At 31.7% G+C, this 17,019-nt stretch carries 18 protein-coding genes and 1 tRNA gene; 13 read left to right on the top strand and 6 right to left on the bottom strand.

Annotation, left to right across the window (positions count from 1 at the left end):
• Nucleotides 1–817: 817 nt before the first annotated feature.
• Together Q1B05_RS18050 and Q1B05_RS18045 are read left to right on the top strand one after the other, a co-directional pair.
• Nucleotides 818–1,243 (top strand): GNAT family N-acetyltransferase, encoded by a 426-nt coding sequence (locus tag Q1B05_RS18050; protein ID WP_299782764.1) that lies wholly within the window; start codon nt 818–820, stop codon nt 1,241–1,243.
• Between the two features lie 50 nt (nt 1,244–1,293).
• A tRNA-Gly gene (locus Q1B05_RS18045) sits at nt 1,294–1,366 on the top strand.
• A gap of 266 nt (nt 1,367–1,632) precedes the next feature.
• Here Q1B05_RS18045 and pepE read toward each other — a convergent pair.
• On the bottom strand, nt 1,633–2,340 hold the full coding sequence (gene pepE / locus Q1B05_RS18040) for a dipeptidase PepE (RefSeq protein WP_299782762.1): 708 nt from the start codon (nt 2,338–2,340) through the stop codon (nt 1,633–1,635).
• Between the two features lie 111 nt (nt 2,341–2,451).
• Here pepE and Q1B05_RS18035 point away from each other — a divergent pair, with 111 nt between their 5' ends.
• The 6 genes from Q1B05_RS18035 (at nt 2,452) to Q1B05_RS18010 (ending at nt 8,101) form a co-directional block, all read left to right on the top strand.
• Nucleotides 2,452–3,243 carry a carboxypeptidase-like regulatory domain-containing protein gene (locus Q1B05_RS18035; protein WP_299782760.1) on the top strand — a complete coding sequence of 264 codons (792 nt, stop codon included), beginning with the start codon at nt 2,452–2,454 and terminating at the stop codon, nt 3,241–3,243.
• Nucleotide 3,244: 1 nt separating this feature from the next.
• On the top strand, nt 3,245–4,048 hold the full coding sequence (locus tag Q1B05_RS18030; protein WP_299782758.1) for a carboxypeptidase-like regulatory domain-containing protein: 804 nt from the start codon (nt 3,245–3,247) through the stop codon (nt 4,046–4,048).
• Nucleotide 4,049: 1 nt separating this feature from the next.
• The gene (locus tag Q1B05_RS18025) at nt 4,050–4,802 is read left to right on the top strand and encodes a carboxypeptidase-like regulatory domain-containing protein (RefSeq protein ID WP_299782756.1); all 753 of its coding nucleotides are present in this window, start codon (nt 4,050–4,052) and stop codon (nt 4,800–4,802) included.
• Between the two features lie 58 nt (nt 4,803–4,860).
• Nucleotides 4,861–5,364, top strand: coding sequence for a DUF6702 family protein (locus Q1B05_RS18020; protein WP_299782754.1), 504 nt, complete (start codon nt 4,861–4,863; stop codon nt 5,362–5,364).
• 62 nt (nt 5,365–5,426) lie between these two features.
• A complete protein-coding gene (locus tag Q1B05_RS18015; protein ID WP_299782752.1) occupies nt 5,427–7,733 on the top strand; it encodes a M1 family metallopeptidase in 2,307 nt (768 codons plus the stop codon).
• Nucleotides 7,734–7,813: 80 nt separating this feature from the next.
• Nucleotides 7,814–8,101 carry a twin-arginine translocase TatA/TatE family subunit gene (locus Q1B05_RS18010; RefSeq protein ID WP_299782750.1) on the top strand — a complete coding sequence of 96 codons (288 nt, stop codon included), beginning with the start codon at nt 7,814–7,816 and terminating at the stop codon, nt 8,099–8,101.
• Here Q1B05_RS18010 and Q1B05_RS18005 read toward each other — a convergent pair whose 3' ends face one another.
• The 5 genes from Q1B05_RS18005 to Q1B05_RS17985 form a co-directional block, all read right to left on the bottom strand.
• Complete coding sequence (locus Q1B05_RS18005; protein ID WP_299782748.1) at nt 8,102–8,743, bottom strand: O-methyltransferase; 642 nt, start codon at nt 8,741–8,743, stop codon at nt 8,102–8,104.
• A 186-nt stretch (nt 8,744–8,929) separates the two neighbouring features.
• Entirely contained in the window at nt 8,930–9,385 is a 456-nt protein-coding gene (locus Q1B05_RS18000) for a hypothetical protein (protein ID WP_299782746.1), read from the bottom strand.
• A gap of 1 nt (nt 9,386) precedes the next feature.
• Nucleotides 9,387–10,169, bottom strand: coding sequence for an SDR family oxidoreductase (locus Q1B05_RS17995; RefSeq protein WP_299782744.1), 783 nt, complete (start codon nt 10,167–10,169; stop codon nt 9,387–9,389).
• Between the two features lie 231 nt (nt 10,170–10,400).
• Complete coding sequence (gene msrA, locus Q1B05_RS17990; RefSeq protein ID WP_299782742.1) at nt 10,401–11,057, bottom strand: peptide-methionine (S)-S-oxide reductase MsrA; 657 nt, start codon at nt 11,055–11,057, stop codon at nt 10,401–10,403.
• A gap of 106 nt (nt 11,058–11,163) precedes the next feature.
• Nucleotides 11,164–12,309 carry an acyl-CoA dehydrogenase gene (locus tag Q1B05_RS17985; RefSeq protein ID WP_299782740.1) on the bottom strand — a complete coding sequence of 382 codons (1,146 nt, stop codon included), beginning with the start codon at nt 12,307–12,309 and terminating at the stop codon, nt 11,164–11,166.
• 96 nt (nt 12,310–12,405) lie between these two features.
• Here Q1B05_RS17985 and Q1B05_RS17980 point away from each other — a divergent pair, with 96 nt between their 5' ends.
• From Q1B05_RS17980 to Q1B05_RS17960, 5 genes are all read left to right on the top strand, one after another.
• Entirely contained in the window at nt 12,406–13,413 is a 1,008-nt protein-coding gene (locus Q1B05_RS17980; RefSeq protein WP_299782738.1) for an anhydro-N-acetylmuramic acid kinase, read from the top strand.
• Nucleotides 13,414–13,670: 257 nt separating this feature from the next.
• Nucleotides 13,671–14,372, top strand: a complete 702-nt coding sequence (locus Q1B05_RS17975; protein ID WP_299782736.1) for a MotA/TolQ/ExbB proton channel family protein — start codon at nt 13,671–13,673, stop codon at nt 14,370–14,372.
• A gap of 1 nt (nt 14,373) precedes the next feature.
• Complete coding sequence (locus tag Q1B05_RS17970; RefSeq protein ID WP_299782734.1) at nt 14,374–14,769, top strand: biopolymer transporter ExbD; 396 nt, start codon at nt 14,374–14,376, stop codon at nt 14,767–14,769.
• A 1-nt stretch (nt 14,770) separates the two neighbouring features.
• Nucleotides 14,771–15,655 (top strand): energy transducer TonB, encoded by an 885-nt coding sequence (locus Q1B05_RS17965; protein ID WP_299782732.1) that lies wholly within the window; start codon nt 14,771–14,773, stop codon nt 15,653–15,655.
• Nucleotides 15,656–15,664: 9 nt separating this feature from the next.
• Nucleotides 15,665–16,882 carry a folylpolyglutamate synthase/dihydrofolate synthase family protein gene (locus Q1B05_RS17960; protein WP_299782730.1) on the top strand — a complete coding sequence of 406 codons (1,218 nt, stop codon included), beginning with the start codon at nt 15,665–15,667 and terminating at the stop codon, nt 16,880–16,882.
• Nucleotides 16,883–17,019 lie beyond the last annotated feature (137 nt).

The raw sequence follows: 17,019 nt of genomic DNA, 5'->3' as shown, positions 1-17,019 counted from the left end.
TTGTGGGAGAGTAGGTCGTCGCCTTTTTTAAACTAATCCTGAACATTTATTTGTTCAGGATTTTTTTTGTTTAAAATGTAATCTACCTTTCTAATTATAAATTAGTTTCATTGAGACATCCTAGTACTATATGTAAATCAGTATTGAGGACGTTATATTATATTTTAAGGCTATTATTAGCTCAATTAAGACACTTTGACCTTTTATATATGAATTTTACTGTACTTTTTTTTATCTCCTTTATATAGATGTTTATACAATTACTTATATACTATACTAATTATTTGTGTACATTCTTAGAAACAAAGATCTGTTCTTTTATGACAGACTTTAAGATTTCATCTTCTTACAATTTGATGTAATACGATTTCATGTGTATTCTTTTAGTTTATATTTTTTTGTAGAAATTAAGAACTCTTTGGGTAATTTAAAAAGGGACCACTTTAATGCGTTTTATGTTGAAATATAATTCTATTAGAAAGAGTTTAGATGATTTTCTTTTTTTAATACACTTTGTAAAGGACTATTAGATTTTATGATAGGATTACGTATTTAATAGTTTTAATGCTATAGATAGAGCTCTTGTTGGTGTATTATTTTAATTAATTTTTCTTGTAAGATTTATTTTAAATGCAGACTAAATTTCGGTATTCATTAAGATTGTTTTATTCGACTTAATATTTAATTCAAATAAAACAACGATTTATTTTTAAATTTTGTATGTTAAAAAAACTTCTATTTTAAGTCTATCTATAGCATTCTTAATCCAAACTTAATTAATTTTATATTCAATTTAAATCTCAATTATAAAAAGTAAATGAAGCCTATATTTAAACAACTTCAGAAGGAGGAATTGCCAAAAATTATTCCTTTAATGCAAAAATTCACTCAAAATAAACATTCTGATGACCTTTTATTCGAACGTTTTTCAGAAATGTTTGATCAAAATTACGAATGTATTGGGCTATATTATGATGATATCTTGATTGGAATATGTGGATTATGGTTTTCTACAAGGCATTATATTGGACGGAGTGTAGAACTTGATCACGTATATATTGATGAAACGTACAGAAATAAAGGTCTTGGTAAACAATTTTTTACTTGGATTTATGAGTATGCAAAAGGAAAAGGATGTGAAGCAGCCGAGCTAAATACCTATGTTCAGAATTTTCCATCACACAAATTTTATTACAATGAAGGCTTCAATATACTGGGGTATCATTTTTTAAAAAAAATGTAATATTTTCTTGTTTACAATTATATAATTATTGTATATTTGCACCCGGTAATGCGAGAGTAGCTCAGTTGGTAGAGCGTCAGCCTTCCAAGCTGAATGTCGCCGGTTCGAACCCGGTCTCTCGCTCAAAAGGCTTCATCAATAGATGAAGCCTTTTTTATATCCGAAAATGAAGGTTTTCATTCTCTGAAACTGACAATAATAACTTTATTAAAATAAGTCTTTTATGTTATTAAACATGAAAAGTTTGTACGCTTTAAATACGATTAATAATTTTGTGTTTTTTTGATATAAATCTGACTTTTGAAAAGTGTTTTAGATGAAAACAAATCAGTTCTAAATATTAAAAAAGGGGACTAAAAAGCCCCCTAGAATAATAAATTTATTATGATTTAATTTAATTTATTTAAATCATTGCCAGTCTCTAATTCGTACGGTTTTAGGCTATGCTTAAATATTCTAGCCGATAATGTTCCTTTTAAAATAATATGTTCACCTTTTACTTCTAACCAGCTTCCTTCTCTTAGCCCTACAACCGGTTGTGTATTATAGCACATAAATTCTTTGATTCTTGTTTCCCTTGTTTCTCCCATATGTTTACTTCCAAGGTCCGGATCTAAATAATGCGGATTAATATTAAATGGTACTAAGCCTAAGGTTTTAAAACTTGGAGGATATACAATAGGCATATCGTTTGTAGTATTCATAGTTAATCCACAAATATTACTTCCTGCACTTGTTCCTAAATAAGGTGTTCCCGTTTTAACCGCATTAATTATAGCTTGCATGCTGTTAGTTTTGTATAGTTGACTAACCAAAACAAATGTATTACCACCCCCAACAAAAATAGCCTCAGCTTGTTTAATAGCTTCAACAGGATTTTTTAATGTATGTAGGCCTACAACATCGATATTAATTTTAGAAAAGGCTGCTTTTGCTTTTTCAGTATATTCATCATGTGTGATACCGCTTGGTCTAGCATAAGGAACAAAAAGTATAGTTTTTACCGTATTGAAATGAGATTTTAAATCTTCCAATATATATTCTAAATACCCACTATTGTAAAGCGTAGAAGTACTGGCAATAATCATATTTTTCATCTTCGAAATTTTGTTGTAAATTTAAGTAATACATGGTTTTAACAAAAATTTAAATGCCATGAATAAATTCGTAAGAGGTTTAGTTATTAACTTTATTGAAAATTGATTTATATGAAAAAACAATTACTTATTCTATTAATGTTATTTTCAATAGGGACTTTAACAGCTCAAACTACAGAACGTGTCCAGGTCTCTGGTCGTATTGTGGTTGTAGATTCTGAAGATATTGAAGGTGTGACAGTGTATAATACATCTACAAATAAAGGAACTGTAACAGATAAAGATGGTGAGTTTATAATAGCAGCAGGAGTGTTAGATCATATTGAAATTTCTTCACTACAATTTGAAGATATACATGTAAAAATAGATGCAGACGTTATAAAGTCTAAGCAGTTAACTGTTTTTCTTGTAACACATGTAAATCGTTTAAATGAAGTTATTATTTTTCCTTTTGGTTTAACAGGTATTTTGCATGAAGATTTAAATAAAATAAAAACGTATAGTATAGACCTAGAAGGCATTAATTTTGGAATAGGAGATATCTCTGCGTACGTGTTTCCAGACGATTTCCACTCTTCTGCAGACATGAGTATTTTAAAGCAAGGAGAATACTATAATGGTATGGATATGAGAAAAATTACCAATACATTCTTAAAACCTTTATTTAAAAAGAAAGAGAGTAAAACAGATAAAATAATTAAACAAACCGAAGAAAATTTAGGACTACGTGGTGTGTATTCACATACGTTTATTACTGAAAATTACGAAATTCCAGCATCTCAAATCGATGAGTTTATAAATTATGTCGATTTAAACATAGATCAAAATTTACTTAAAGAAGGTCAAGAAATTCAATTGTTAGAATATCTTTCTAAAGCTAGCCAAGCTTTTTTAAAGCAATAGAATGAAAAATTATACATTTTTCATTCTAAGTTTTGTTGGTTGTTTTTTATCAACAAAGGGATATGCACAAATGGTATCCATAAAGGGAGAAGTAAAAGGCGAAGATGATTTAGAAAATATTCATGTTATTAATAAAACATCTAAAACTTTTACTATAACCAATCAAGCAGGAGCATTTGAAATTCCTGCTAAACTACACGATACTTTAGAGTTTTCTTCTATTCAATACAATAGTTTAGATGTCGTAGTAGATGCTACAGTAATATTTACGAAGACTATAACCATAAATTTAAAAGCACACGTAAATGCTCTAGACGAAGTTATAGTAGGTAAGATTTTAACAGGTAACCTCATGCTTGATATTGGAAACTCGACAGATGAACCTGAAATTAATTTTTACGATGTAGGCATTCCTGGTTATATGGGCAGAAGAAAAACCCAACAGGAACGACTTTTAGAACAAGCAGGAGAATTTAAACCCAAAATGTTGTTAGGTGTACTTGGAGGTTCACTTCCTGTAGATCCTATAATAAATGCTCTAACAGGAAGAACTAAAACATTAAAAAAGCATGTAGCTTTTGAGCGTAACGATGATCTTATAACTAAAATAAGACAACGTCTCTCTGTTCTTTTTTTTAGTGAGCATCCGTTAGATGAAAATAATCGTATGGATTTTTGGTATTTCTGTTCAGACGATCCTAATTTTGAGATCAGATGTAAGGGCAAGCGGGATGTTGAAGTTTTGGCGTATATTAATACTAAATATATACAATACATAAAAAATTTAAATTCATCTTCCAATTAAAATGAAATTACAATTTTTATTATGTTGTTTTATAGGAAGCATATCTTTAGTAGAAGCTCAAAATTTAGAAATCATTTCAGGAACAGTAGCAGGAAAAGATGATATTGAAAATATTCATGTTATAAATAAATCGTCTAAGCGTTTTACAACTACAAATGCTAAAGGTGCTTTTTCTATTGAGGCTAAACTTCAAGACACTATTGTCTTTACGGCCATTCAATATACAACACAAGAAATTATAATAGATAGATTTATAATATCAAATAACAGCATGCATATTTATCTTGACGAGGAAGTTAACGAATTAAGCGAAGTTATTGTGGGAAAGATATTAACTGGAAACTTGATGCTTGATATTGGAAACTCTACCATAGAACCCGAAATTAACTTTTATAATGTTGGTATTCCTGGGTATAAGGGAAAGCGTGCAACAAAAACTGAACGCATTTTAAGCCAAGCAAAATCTGGAATTTTAAATACTGTAGTAAATGGAATATCGGGGCGTACAAAAATGCTTAAAGCTCACGTGAAATTTGAAAAAAACGATGTCCTTATCACTCAAATTCGGCAGCGTCTTTCAAACGATTTATTTAGTAAATATTCTTTAGAAGAATCAAATCAGATGGACTTTTGGTATTTCTGTTCAGAATCTCCAGAATTTATAACACGATGTAAAGGACAAACAGATATTGCTATTTTAGACTACCTAATAGAGAAGTATAAAGAATACATCAGAAATTTAAAATCAGAATAAACCTATATAACCTTAAGAAAGTAGGGAATTTAGTTACATTTATAACCAAAAAAGACAAATGAAAGCCTTTAACTATTATCTCTTATTATTTTTAGTGCCTTTATTGGCATTTACAACGGCACATAAATACTATGTAAGTATTACAGAAGTTCACTACGTTAAAGAAAAAAAATCAGTACAAATTATTACTAGAATTTTTATAGATGATTTAGAAAAATTAGTTCGAGAACGTTTTGATGAATCGATCACTTTAGCAGGGAAGAACGAATCTGAAAAAGTCGATTATTATCTAGAAAAGTATCTTACAGAGAAAATAAAAATAAAAATTAACGGTCAAAATACAGTATTACAATTTATAGGAAAAGAGTATGATAATGATATTGCAATATGTTACATAGAAATTCCTAAAATAGATCATATTTCAGATATTGAAATTGAAAATATGGTCTTATTCGATATTTTTGAAGAACAACAAAATGTGGTAAGACTTAACATTAATAATAAGAAAAAAAGTTTTATCCTCATTAAAGAGAATGATAAAGGATTGTTAAAATTAGATTAAAGTTCTATTTAACGCATAAAAGTATTATTTTTCCAATCCAATTTATTTCCAAACAAAAAAATATGAAAAGACTAAAGTACCTAATTCTTTCTGCTGTTTTTATTTCGGCAGGCGTTATGGCGCAAGAACAAACACTCCCCGAACGTAAACCCGGGCACACAAACAATAACAAATTTAAGCAATTATACGACGAGTTTTCTACTCCAAATATGTTTAGATCTGCATCTGGAGCACCAGGACCAGCTTATTATCAGCAACAAGCAGATTATAATATGGATATAACTTTAGATGATAAGGACGCTAAAATTTCAGGTTTCGAAACAATTACGTATACCAACAATTCTCCGGACGTCTTAAAATATTTATGGGTACAATTAGATCAAAATATGCGTGCTAAAGATTCTAAAACGCCACTTATTGAAGGAGGAGGAGTCTCAGCCGCACAACAACCGGCGGGATTTGTATCTAATTATATGGAAGAACCTTTTGATGGAGGTTTTAATATAGAAGGTGTAAAAGATACAGCTGGTAAAGATTTACAGCACATGATTAATAGAACGATGATGCGTGTAGAGTTACCACAACCATTAAAATCGGGTGAGAAATTTTCTTTCACAATAAAATGGTGGTATAATATTAATGATCACGTTAATGGTCGTGGACGTTCAGGATACGAGTATTTTCCTGAAGACGGAAACAGAGCGTATGTTATAGCACAGTTCTATCCAAGAATGGCTGTATATAGTGATGTAGAAGGATGGCAAAACTCACAATTTTGGGGACGTGATGAATTCGCTTTACCTTTCGGAAATTTTGAAGTAAACATTACAGTTCCTGCAGACCATATTTTAGATGGTACAGGAAAATTAATGAACAGAAAAGAAGTCTTTTCTAAAGATATGATGAAACGCTACGAAAAAGCTCAGAAATCTTACGATGAGCCTGTTGTAATTGTAACTCAGGAAGAAGCAGAAGCTGCAGAAAAACAGTTTAGTAAAAAAACTAAAACTTGGAAGTTATATGCAGAAAATGTACGTGATTTTGGGTTTGCGACTTCAAGAAAATTTATTTGGGACATGATGGCCGTTAAAATTGGTGGTAAAAACATCATGGCAGTATCTATGTATCCTAAAGAAGGAAATCCATTATGGGAAGAATGGTCTACTAAAGCTGTAGCAAGTACGCTAAAATCGTATTCTAAAATGACTTTCGATTACCCTTACCATAAAGCAATTTCTGTACATGCTAAAAATCAAGGGATGGAGTACCCAATGATTTGTTGGAATTACGGGCGTCCTGATAAAGAAGGTAAATATACAGATAGAATTAAATTTGGAATGATTAGTGTAATTATTCACGAAGTAGGACACAACTTCTTTCCTATGATTGTAAATAGTGACGAGCGTCAATGGACATGGATGGACGAAGGTTTAAACACATTTACACAATATGTTGCAGAGCAAGATTTTGGTAAAGAATACCCAAGCGCATTATCTCCAGGGCAAACAGCTTACCCTTCAAGAAGAGGTCCAGCTGCTAAAATTGTTCCTTACATGGGAGGAGATCAAGATTTTATTGCACCAATCATGACCAAAGGATTAAACACTTACCAGTTTGGAAATAATGCTTATGGAAAACCAGCTACTGCCTTAAATATATTAAGAGAAACAGTAATGGGGCATGAGTTATTCGATTATGCATACAGAGAATATGCACACCGTTGGATGTTTAAACACCCAACACCAGAAGATTTCTTTAGAACAATGGAAGATGCTTCAGCCATCGATTTAGATTGGTTCTGGAGAGGTTGGTTTTACACTACAGATTATGTAGATATAGGAGTAAAAGATGTTAAGAAGTACTATGTGTCTTCAGAAGTTAATGAAGCAACTAAAGCTCAAGCAAAACGCTACGGTATGGAAGTTAGCGATTTACCACCTTTAGTATATATGGTTGAAGAAGGTAGTGAAGAATATAAAGAATCACTTAAAGACGGAAGTGCTTTAGATAATTCTACAACATTAAAAGAATATATTATGGACAATTTTACTCCAGAGGAACGTAAAAAATTAAAAGAGCCTAAATATTTCTATAATGTAACTTTTGAAAAACCAGGCGGATTAGTAATGCCAATTATTGTAGAGTATACCTATGCAGATGGAACATCTAAAACAGAAACATATCCGGCTCAAATTTGGAGACTTAACGATAAAGAAGTAAGTAAATCAATAGGTTCAGACAAGGAAATTGTAAGTATTACGGTTGATCCAAATCTTGAAACTGCAGATGTAGATACTTCTAATAACTCTTGGCCAAAAGAAACTAAACCAAGTGATTTTGATGCATTTAAAGCAAAATCAAAAAATTAAATAAAACATTATGTTAAAGCCAACTTTTTTAAGTTGGCTTTTTTTTAATTTTGTACCTAAACAGTTAGTATATTTACATCGTGATACAACAACCTATATTTTTATTTATCAGTGGCGCAGAAATAATGTTCGTATTATTTATTGTAGTCATGGTTTTCGGTGCCGATAAGGTTCCAGATATTGCACGTGGTTTAGGGAAAGGCATTAAAGAAATTAAAAATGCTACAAACGACATTAAACAAGAAATAACAAAAACTGCAGATAAAAGTGGTTTAGATACTTCTGTAACTAAAGATGTGCAAGATCAATTAAAGAAAGTAAAAGACGATTTAGAAGACTTCACAGGATCTGTACGTCGTAATATGTAATTATTTTTTTCTACTAATAGTTAAGCCATCGCGCACAGATAGTAATACCGTTTCAATTCTAGAATCTTCTTTTAGTAGCGTATTATATTCTAAAACAGCTTTTGTAGATCCGTCTTTTGGATTTAAAGGCTCTATTACTTTTCCACTCCAAAGTACATTGTCAGACAAAATAACACCACCTGTTTTCAGTCTATCCACAATTAAATTAAAATAATTAGGATAATTTTCCTTGTCAGCATCAATAAATACCAAATCAAATGTTTGGTTAAGTTCAGGAATAATGTCTATTGCACTTCCTAGATATTGATGGATTTGTGAACCAAATTCAGAAGCATCAAAATATTTTCGCTGAAAATCATAAAGCTCTTCATTAACATCAATAGTATGTAAATGTCCATCTTTTTTTAAGCCTTCAGCCAAACATAATGCAGAATACCCTGTATATGTTCCAATCTCTAGAATATTTTTGGGTTGTATTAACTTAGAAATCATACTTAAAATACGACCTTGATAATGCCCACTAAGCATGCGTGGTTGCAGTATTTTCTGATACGTTTCTCGTGTTAATTGTTTTAATAATTTAGGCTCGTCTTCGGTGTGTTTAACCACATAATCGTCCAGCTCTTGGGGTATAAAATGCATGTTTTAAAATTATAAGCGTTACTTTCATTTTGTGTTCGGGCGTTACTAGTGTGTATTAAAAAGCATACACACTAGTCGGGCTTTACGCTATATCTTTTTTAATTTCAAAAGATTAAAAAAGGATGCCGCTGCAATCCCTAACGCAAAATTATTAAGGTTTCAATCTTTACTAAATCTTCAAAAAAACTATAATTCGTTTGTTGTATAATCACGAATTTCAATCTTTTTTCCACGTCTTAAAAACAAATCTAAAATCTCGTAAGGCGATTTTTTCATGTCAATAGTAACATAAATCTGATATACAGGTTTTAGTCCTTTTTTACGTTCTTTATAAATAGTACGTTCATACCACACTATAGTCGATTTATCTTTAATTTCAGAAGTGCTTTGTTTAGAAACGTCACTTCTTGGGTAAGCCATCGAAATAGATGTAGATTCAATATTTAAGTATATTTTATCAATCACTTCATCACTAAAAATATTTGAAATCACTCGATCGGGTTGTCCGTAATTAATCCAGTTTACAACTTGTTCTATTGTACGGCGTTCATCAATCTTAGCATTAGTAACATTCTTAATTTGGTATTGAGCGTGAATCTGAAGTGTTATTAAAAAGATAAAACCACTTAAAAAATATTTCATATTATAAACTTTTAATACGTCCACCATCAACCGGAAGATTAATACCATTAATATAACTAGCTTGCTCGCTGGCAAGAAAGACAATGGCATTTGCAATTTCTTCTGGTTTAGCAAAACGATGTACAGGAATAGATTTTGCAGAAGATTTTATTATTTCTTCTTCGTCTTGTCCTGTTATTTTAGCTGTATTTTTAAGAAGATCGAATAAACGATGTGTAGCTGTAGAACCAGGAAGCACATTGTTTACAGTTATTCCAAAAGGGCCTAATTCGTTAGATAGTGTTTTGCTCCAACTTGCCACCGCACCACGAATGGTATTACTAACACCAAGACCGCTTATAGGTTGTTTTACCGAAGTTGAAATTATGTTTATAATTCTACCATATTCAGCTTCTTTCATAAAAGGCACTAAGGTTTGTGTTAATACATGGTTACACTTTAAGTGTTGTGTAAAAGCAATTTCAAAAGCATCTAGTGTTGCTGTAAAAATAGGTCCTGCAGTTGGCCCTCCAGTATTATTCACTAAAATATGGAACCCGTGTTGTTTAGAACAAAACGTTTCTAATTTTTGTTGTAGTGCTGTTGGATCAGAAAAATCTGCAACAATATAATTATGTAATTCAGGGTTTGGTAATTTAGAGCAAACTTGTTTCAGTTTGTTTTCATTTCTTGCTACTAGTGTAACATTTGCGCCTTCTTCTGCTAAAAGCATAGCTGTTGCTTTTCCTATACCAGATGTGCTTCCGCAAACTAAAGCATATTTGTTTTTTAAATTGAAATTCATATCAAAACATAGATTTTAAACACTACAAAAATAAGCATTAAAACCTGAAGTTCTTAAAAGTTGGCATGAGTTTAAGTATATAAAAAAAGCGCTTCAATAGTTAATGACTACTGAAGCGCTTATCATATATAGACGCGTTAAGCGGAATGGTTATACTTTATATACGTTTGATTTTGCTATTTGGATGTTATTATGTTATACAATATCTTAATTTTTTAATATTTAGCTATTTTATTTTAATAATTGAGGAAATTTGGCTTTGAATGCATTAAGCCTAGGAATGGATACATTTTGAATATATCCGTTATCTGGATGGTGTTTTTTGTAATCCTGATGATATGCTTCGGCTTTCCAAAATTTTTGAAATGGATATATTTCAGCATCAACTTTTCTATTTAAGGTTTTTTCTAAATCAGATTTCTTTTTAAGAATAATTTCTTTTTGTATTTCATTCTGATAAAATATAATAGAGCGGTATTGAGATCCGTGATCTGGTCCTTGACCGTTAACTTGAGTTGGGTCTTGAGATCCAAAATAGACATCGACTAAAGTTTCGAAATTTATTTTTGTAGGATCGTAAATTACTTCAACAGATTCTGCATGTCCTGTTTTACCTGTATTACTTGCTTTGTATGTCGGATTTTTTGTATGTCCGCCAGAATATCCTGAAATCACTTCCTTAACTCCGTTAACACTTTCGTAAATAGATTCTACACACCAAAAACATCCGCTAGCAAAGTAAGCACGGGCTTCATGTTTTGTCATTTTAACTTCCACAGGAGCAGCGTTTTTAATAGCCTCTTGTTTTGGATTTGTTTGTGCTTCATTTTTACAACTAAAAGCTAAAATTGCTGTAAGTGTAAGTATAGATAATTTTATAGATTGCATATTCGTTTTTTTAGTAAGTCGATTTTATTTAGAGAACTTTACTTGTTTATAATAAAAAAACTCTAACCTTTAGATTAGAGTTTAAGATTTTATAAAGCCAATAAATTTATTGGGCATCTATAATGCTTCTAGAAATTACAATTTTCTGAATTTCAGAAGTACCTTCATAAATCTGTGTAATTTTAGCATCTCGCATCAAGCGCTCTACGTGATAGTCTTTAACAAAACCATTTCCTCCATGAATTTGTATCGCCTCAACAGTGGTATCCATAGCAACTTGCGAAGCATATAATTTGGCCATTGCTCCAGAAATGGTATAGTCTTTTTTATTGTCTTTATCCCAAGCTGCTTTCAAACATAAATAACGTGCTGCTTCAATTTGGGTTGCCATATCTGCTAATTTAAAAGCAATAGCTTGATGATTACAAATTTCGGTACCAAATGTTTTACGTTGTTTAGAATATTTTAAAGCCAATTCGTATGCTCCAGATGCAATACCTAATGCCTGACAAGCAATACCAATACGACCACCAGCAAGTGTTTTCATTGCAAATTTAAATCCGAAACCATCGTCTCCAATTCTATTTTCTTTAGGAATTTTAACATCATTAAATAATAAGGAGTGTGTGTCGCTTCCTCGAATACCTAGTTTGTCTTCTTTAGGACCTACATTAAAACCTTCCCATCCTTTTTCAATTATAAATGCATTTATGCCTTTGTGTTTTTTCTCTATATGAGTTTGTGCAATAACAATATAAAAATCGGCGGTACCCCCATTTGTAATCCAATTTTTTGTACCATTTAATAAGTAGTAATCGTCATGCTCAATTGCTGTTGTTTTTTGAGATGTTGCATCGCTACCCGCTTCTGGTTCGCTTAAACAAAAGGCACCTAAAGCGGTTCCGCTAGCCAATTTAGTTAAGTATTTTTGTTTCTGATCTTCACTTGCATAATGTTCCAATCCCCAGCATACTAAAGAGTTATTTACAGACATTACAACAGATGCAGAGGCATCAATTTTAGAAATTTCTTCCATTGCCAACAAGTAAGAAATAGTATCTAAACCACTTCCTCCATATTTAGGGTCTACCATCATTCCTAAAAAACCGAGTTCGCCCATTTTTTTTATTTGTTCTTTAGGAAATTCTTGTTTATTATCGCGTTCAATTACTCCTGGTAATAATTCTGTTTGGGCAAAATTGCGAGCAGCATCGCGAATCATAATATGTTCTTCAGTTAAGTTGAAATCCATGATAATTTACAGTTAGTTGTTTATTTGTTAATATGATTTCTAAAATATATATTATTTTTGATAATTACTCAATTATATGCACTTAATTTTTAAAATATGATAAAAAGCGAGTTTAAGGTGATTGGCGTTATGTCCGGAACATCTTTAGATGGTATAGATCTTATTTATGCACATTTTAAACACACAACGAATTGGAGTTTTTCAATAGTAAAAGCAGAAACGGTACCTTATAGTACTGAATGGTTGAATTGTTTGAGGCAATTAGTGTCGTATTCTAAAACTGAGTTAAAAACAATAGATGAAGATTACACCGTTTACTTGGCAAACTTAATTCTGGCATTTATTGATAAGCATAGTATTACAGATTTGGATGTTGTTTGTTCGCATGGACATACAGCTTTGCATAATCCAGAACAAGGGTTTACGTACCAAATAGGAAATTTGCCTAAACTTGCCAAAATTTTACAAAAAAATGTAGTTTGCGATTTTAGAATTCAAGATGTAGAATTAGGAGGTCAAGGCGCTCCTTTGGTTCCTATAGGAGATGCTTTATTGTTCTCTGATTACGATTTTTGTTTAAATTTAGGTGGATTTGCAAATGTGTCAACAGAAATTAAAGGCGAACGTATTGCTTTTGATGTTTGTCCTGTTAACATTGTACTAAATCATTATGTGCAACCTTTAGGCTTTAATTATGATGATAGAGGAAAACTAGCCTCAGTAGGAATGGTAAATGCAGAGTTGCTTCATCAATTAAATGCATTACCGTTTTACGAATCAGATTATCCAAAATCTTTAGGATTAGAATGGGTTGTTCAATATATTTTTCCTTTAATAGATGCGCAAGATTTAGATGTACATGATGTGTTAAGAACCTGTGTAGAGCATATTGCTATTCAAATTGCTAAAATCTTACCTGTGTCTAAACCGGCATCTTTATTAATTACTGGCGGAGGTGCATATAATTCATTTTTAATAAAGCGCTTACAATCATTATCTATTTGCAACATTATTATCCCTAATGATGCTGTTGTAGAGTACAAGGAAGCTTTAATATTTGGGCTTTTAGGAATACTGAAGTTAAGAGGGGAAGTTAATTGTTAAAAAAGTGTTACTGGAGCAAATAAAAACCATTCGACAGGGGTGATTTATTCGCATTCAAAATAATGATATAATTAGTTTTTTCGGGTGTTTAGTTTTTTATATTTGTTATCAAATTGAATTACTAATTATATCTTGGTAATCTTTAGTTAAAATATTATTAGGCTTTATCATTTTTAGAAATAAGAACCTTAATTTTATATATACTTAAAAAACAAAATACACGTTAATAATTATTTAGTAAACTATTTAGACAACTTATGTTATACGCCCTTTTTCAAGACCCTACAGAAGGAGTAGAAGTTTTAACAGACGCAGAGCCTGTTAAAAAAACACTTTCAATTATCGAATTAATTAGCAGTGGCGGTGTCGCTGGTCAAATTATTATTGGTATTTTATTTATTCTTTTAATTGCTGCACTTTATATTTATTTTGAACGCTTATTTGCGATAAAAGCAGCTTCGCATATCGATGCTAATTTTATGAATCAAATTAAAGATCATGTTAGTGAAGGAAAAATTGATTCTGCTCAAACCTTATGTGCACAACAAGATACACCTGTTTCTAGATTAATTGGAAAAGGAATTTCTAGAATAGGAAAGCCTTTAGAAGATATCAACACAGCAATTGAAAACGCAGGAAGATTAGAGGTTTATGGATTAGAAAAAAATGTTAGTGTTCTAGCAACTATTTCTGGTGCAGCTCCTATGATTGGGTTCTTAGGAACGGTAATTGGAATGATTCTTTCTATTTTTGAAATCGCTAATTCAGGAGGACAAATAGATATTAAATTATTAGCAGACGGATTGTATACTGCAATGACAACTACTGTTGCTGGACTAATTGTTGGTATTGTAGCGTATATTACTTATAATCATTTGGTTGTTAAAACAGATAAAGTAGTGTATCAAATGGAATCTAATTCATTACAGTTTTTAGATCACTTAAACGAACCAATTTAATATGAATCTAAGAGGAAGAAATAAAGTTACGCCAGAATTTAATATGTCTTCAATGACAGATATTGTATTCTTGCTACTTATCTTTTTTATGCTGGCTTCAACTTTGGTTACCACCAATGCTATAGACGTTTTGCTCCCAAAGGCAAGTGGTAAAACTGAAAATAAACAAACCATAGCTGTAAGTATTAAAAAAGATCTGACATATTATATCGATCAGAAACGTGTAGGAGAAAGTGTTTTAGAAATTGAAATAAAAAAGGCTCTAGCTAAAGAATCTAAACCTACTATTGTTTTACGTGCAGAACAATCTGTACCAGTAGAACATGTCGTTAAGGTTATGGATATTGCTAATAGAAATAAATTTAAAGTGATTTTGGCTGTAAGACCAAATAATTAATATGAAATATCTTCAAACAAAACATGAACGCAATTCTGCAAAAATTACACTTTTAATAAGTGTGATTGTGTTGTTATTAATGTTTGTGGTTGGACCACCATATATGGATCCGCCAGAAGAGTATGGTGTTGCAGTTAATTTTGGAACTACCGATTTTGGAAGTGGAAATGTGCAACCTAACGAACCTATTAAGTCGGAACCTGTTAATGTAAACAAAGTTCCGGAAGAGGTAACAGAGCCTGAACCTGTAAAACCTGCACCTGCTGAAGCTTCGCAAGTCAAAGAAAACGTGATTACAGAAGATAATTCTGAAGCGGTAGCCATTAAAAAGCAAAAAGCAGCAGAAGCGAAAGCAAAGCAAGATGCCGAAAATAAAGCAAAAGCTGTAGCAGATGCTAAAGCTAAGGCAGAAGCAGAGCGTGTTGCTAAAGAACAACGCGAAAAGGAAGAAAAGAAAAAGAAATTAGATGCTTTAATAGGTGGAGTTAGTAAATCTGAAGGTACAGCAAAAGGCAGTGAAGGCGACGATGATAAAGTTGGCGATAAAGGCCAGTTAGATGGTAATCCATATGCTGCTAGTTATTTCGGCGGTTCAGGTTCGGGTAGCGGAGGTGTAGGTTATGGTTTAAACGGACGAGGAAAAGCATCTTTTCAAACTATAAAACAAAATTGTAACGAATCTGGATTAGTGGTGGTTCGTATAGAAGTTAACAAACAAGGTCAAGTTATTAAAGCAGAACCCGGAGTTAAGGGCACAGAAAATAATAATCCGTGTTTATTAGAGCCTGCTAGAAAAATAGCAATGTCTCATAAATGGCGACCAGATGCTAATGCTCCAGTAAGACAAATAGGTTTTGTTACTATCAATTTTAGTTTAGGTCAATAATATAATATTATGACATATCAAGACACTGTACAGTGGATGTTTTCTCAGCTTCCTATGTACCAAAGACAAGGTCAGTCTGCATTCAAAAAAGATCTTAGTAATACAATCGTTTTAGCCGAACATTTAAATCATCCTGAAAATCAGTTTAAATCTATTCATGTCGCGGGGACTAATGGAAAAGGCTCTACAAGTCATATGTTGGCTTCTATTTTGCAAGAAGCTGGTTATAAAGTTGGGTTATATACTTCGCCACATTTAAAAGATTTTCGTGAACGTATTCGCATTAATGGTACAGAAATTGCAGAAGATTTTGTAGTAGAATTTATAGCAACAAACAAACTTTTTTTTACAGAACACGACTTGTCTTTTTTTGAAATGACAGTTGGTTTGGCTTTTAATTACTTTAAAGAAAAAAAAGTCGATATCGCAGTGATTGAAGTTGGTTTAGGAGGGCGTTTAGATTCTACTAATATTATTATGCCGGAACTTTCTGTAATTACAAATATAGGTTTAGATCATACTCAGTTTTTAGGAACAACATTAACCGAAATAGCAGGAGAGAAAGGCGGGATTATAAAATCTAATATCCCTGTGGTAATAGGAGAGACACAATTAGAAACTCAAGATGTTTTTAATGCGATTGCAGAGAAACATAAAGCAAAAATAGTATTTGCCGATCAAGTAATATCTAATATCTATCCAAGCGATTTAAAAGGAATCTATCAAACTAAGAATATAAAAACAGTATTACAATCGGTTAAAGAATTGCAGTTATTAGGTTATAATATCTCTGAAACACATATTAAATCTGGTTTGCTAAACGTAATGAATAATACAGGTTTAAAAGGGCGTTGGCAAGTCTTAAAAGAACAACCTAAAGTAGTTTGTGATACAGGACATAATAAAGAAGGTTTGTCTGAAGTCATGAAGCAGCTGCAATTAGAATCATTTAAAAAGTTACATGTTGTTTTTGGAGTGGTGAATGATAAGGACGTAAGCTCTATTTTACCATTATTACCTAAAAAGGCGAGATATTATTTTTGTAAACCCGATGTGCCTAGAGGAATGCCTGCAGAAGATTTACAAGCTAGTTTTATAACGTCAGGATTTGAAGGCGATGTATATAATTCTGTAAATGAAGCATATAAAAGCGCACTGTTACATGCCAAACCAGATGATTTTATTTATGTTGGTGGCAGTACTTTTGTTGTTGCAGAAATAATTTGAAAAAAAATAAAAAAAAGTTTTTGTAGTATCAAAAACAGGTGTATATTTGCACACCTAATAATTAGGGCGCATAGCTCAGTTGGTTCAGAGCACTTGGTTTACACCCAAGGGGTCGGGGGTTCGAATCCCTCTGCGCC

It is taken from the genome of uncultured Formosa sp. (assembly GCF_947500765.1).
GTDB lineage: Bacteria > Bacteroidota > Bacteroidia > Flavobacteriales > Flavobacteriaceae > Formosa.
This window is presented reverse-complemented; position numbering and strand designations above follow the sequence as displayed.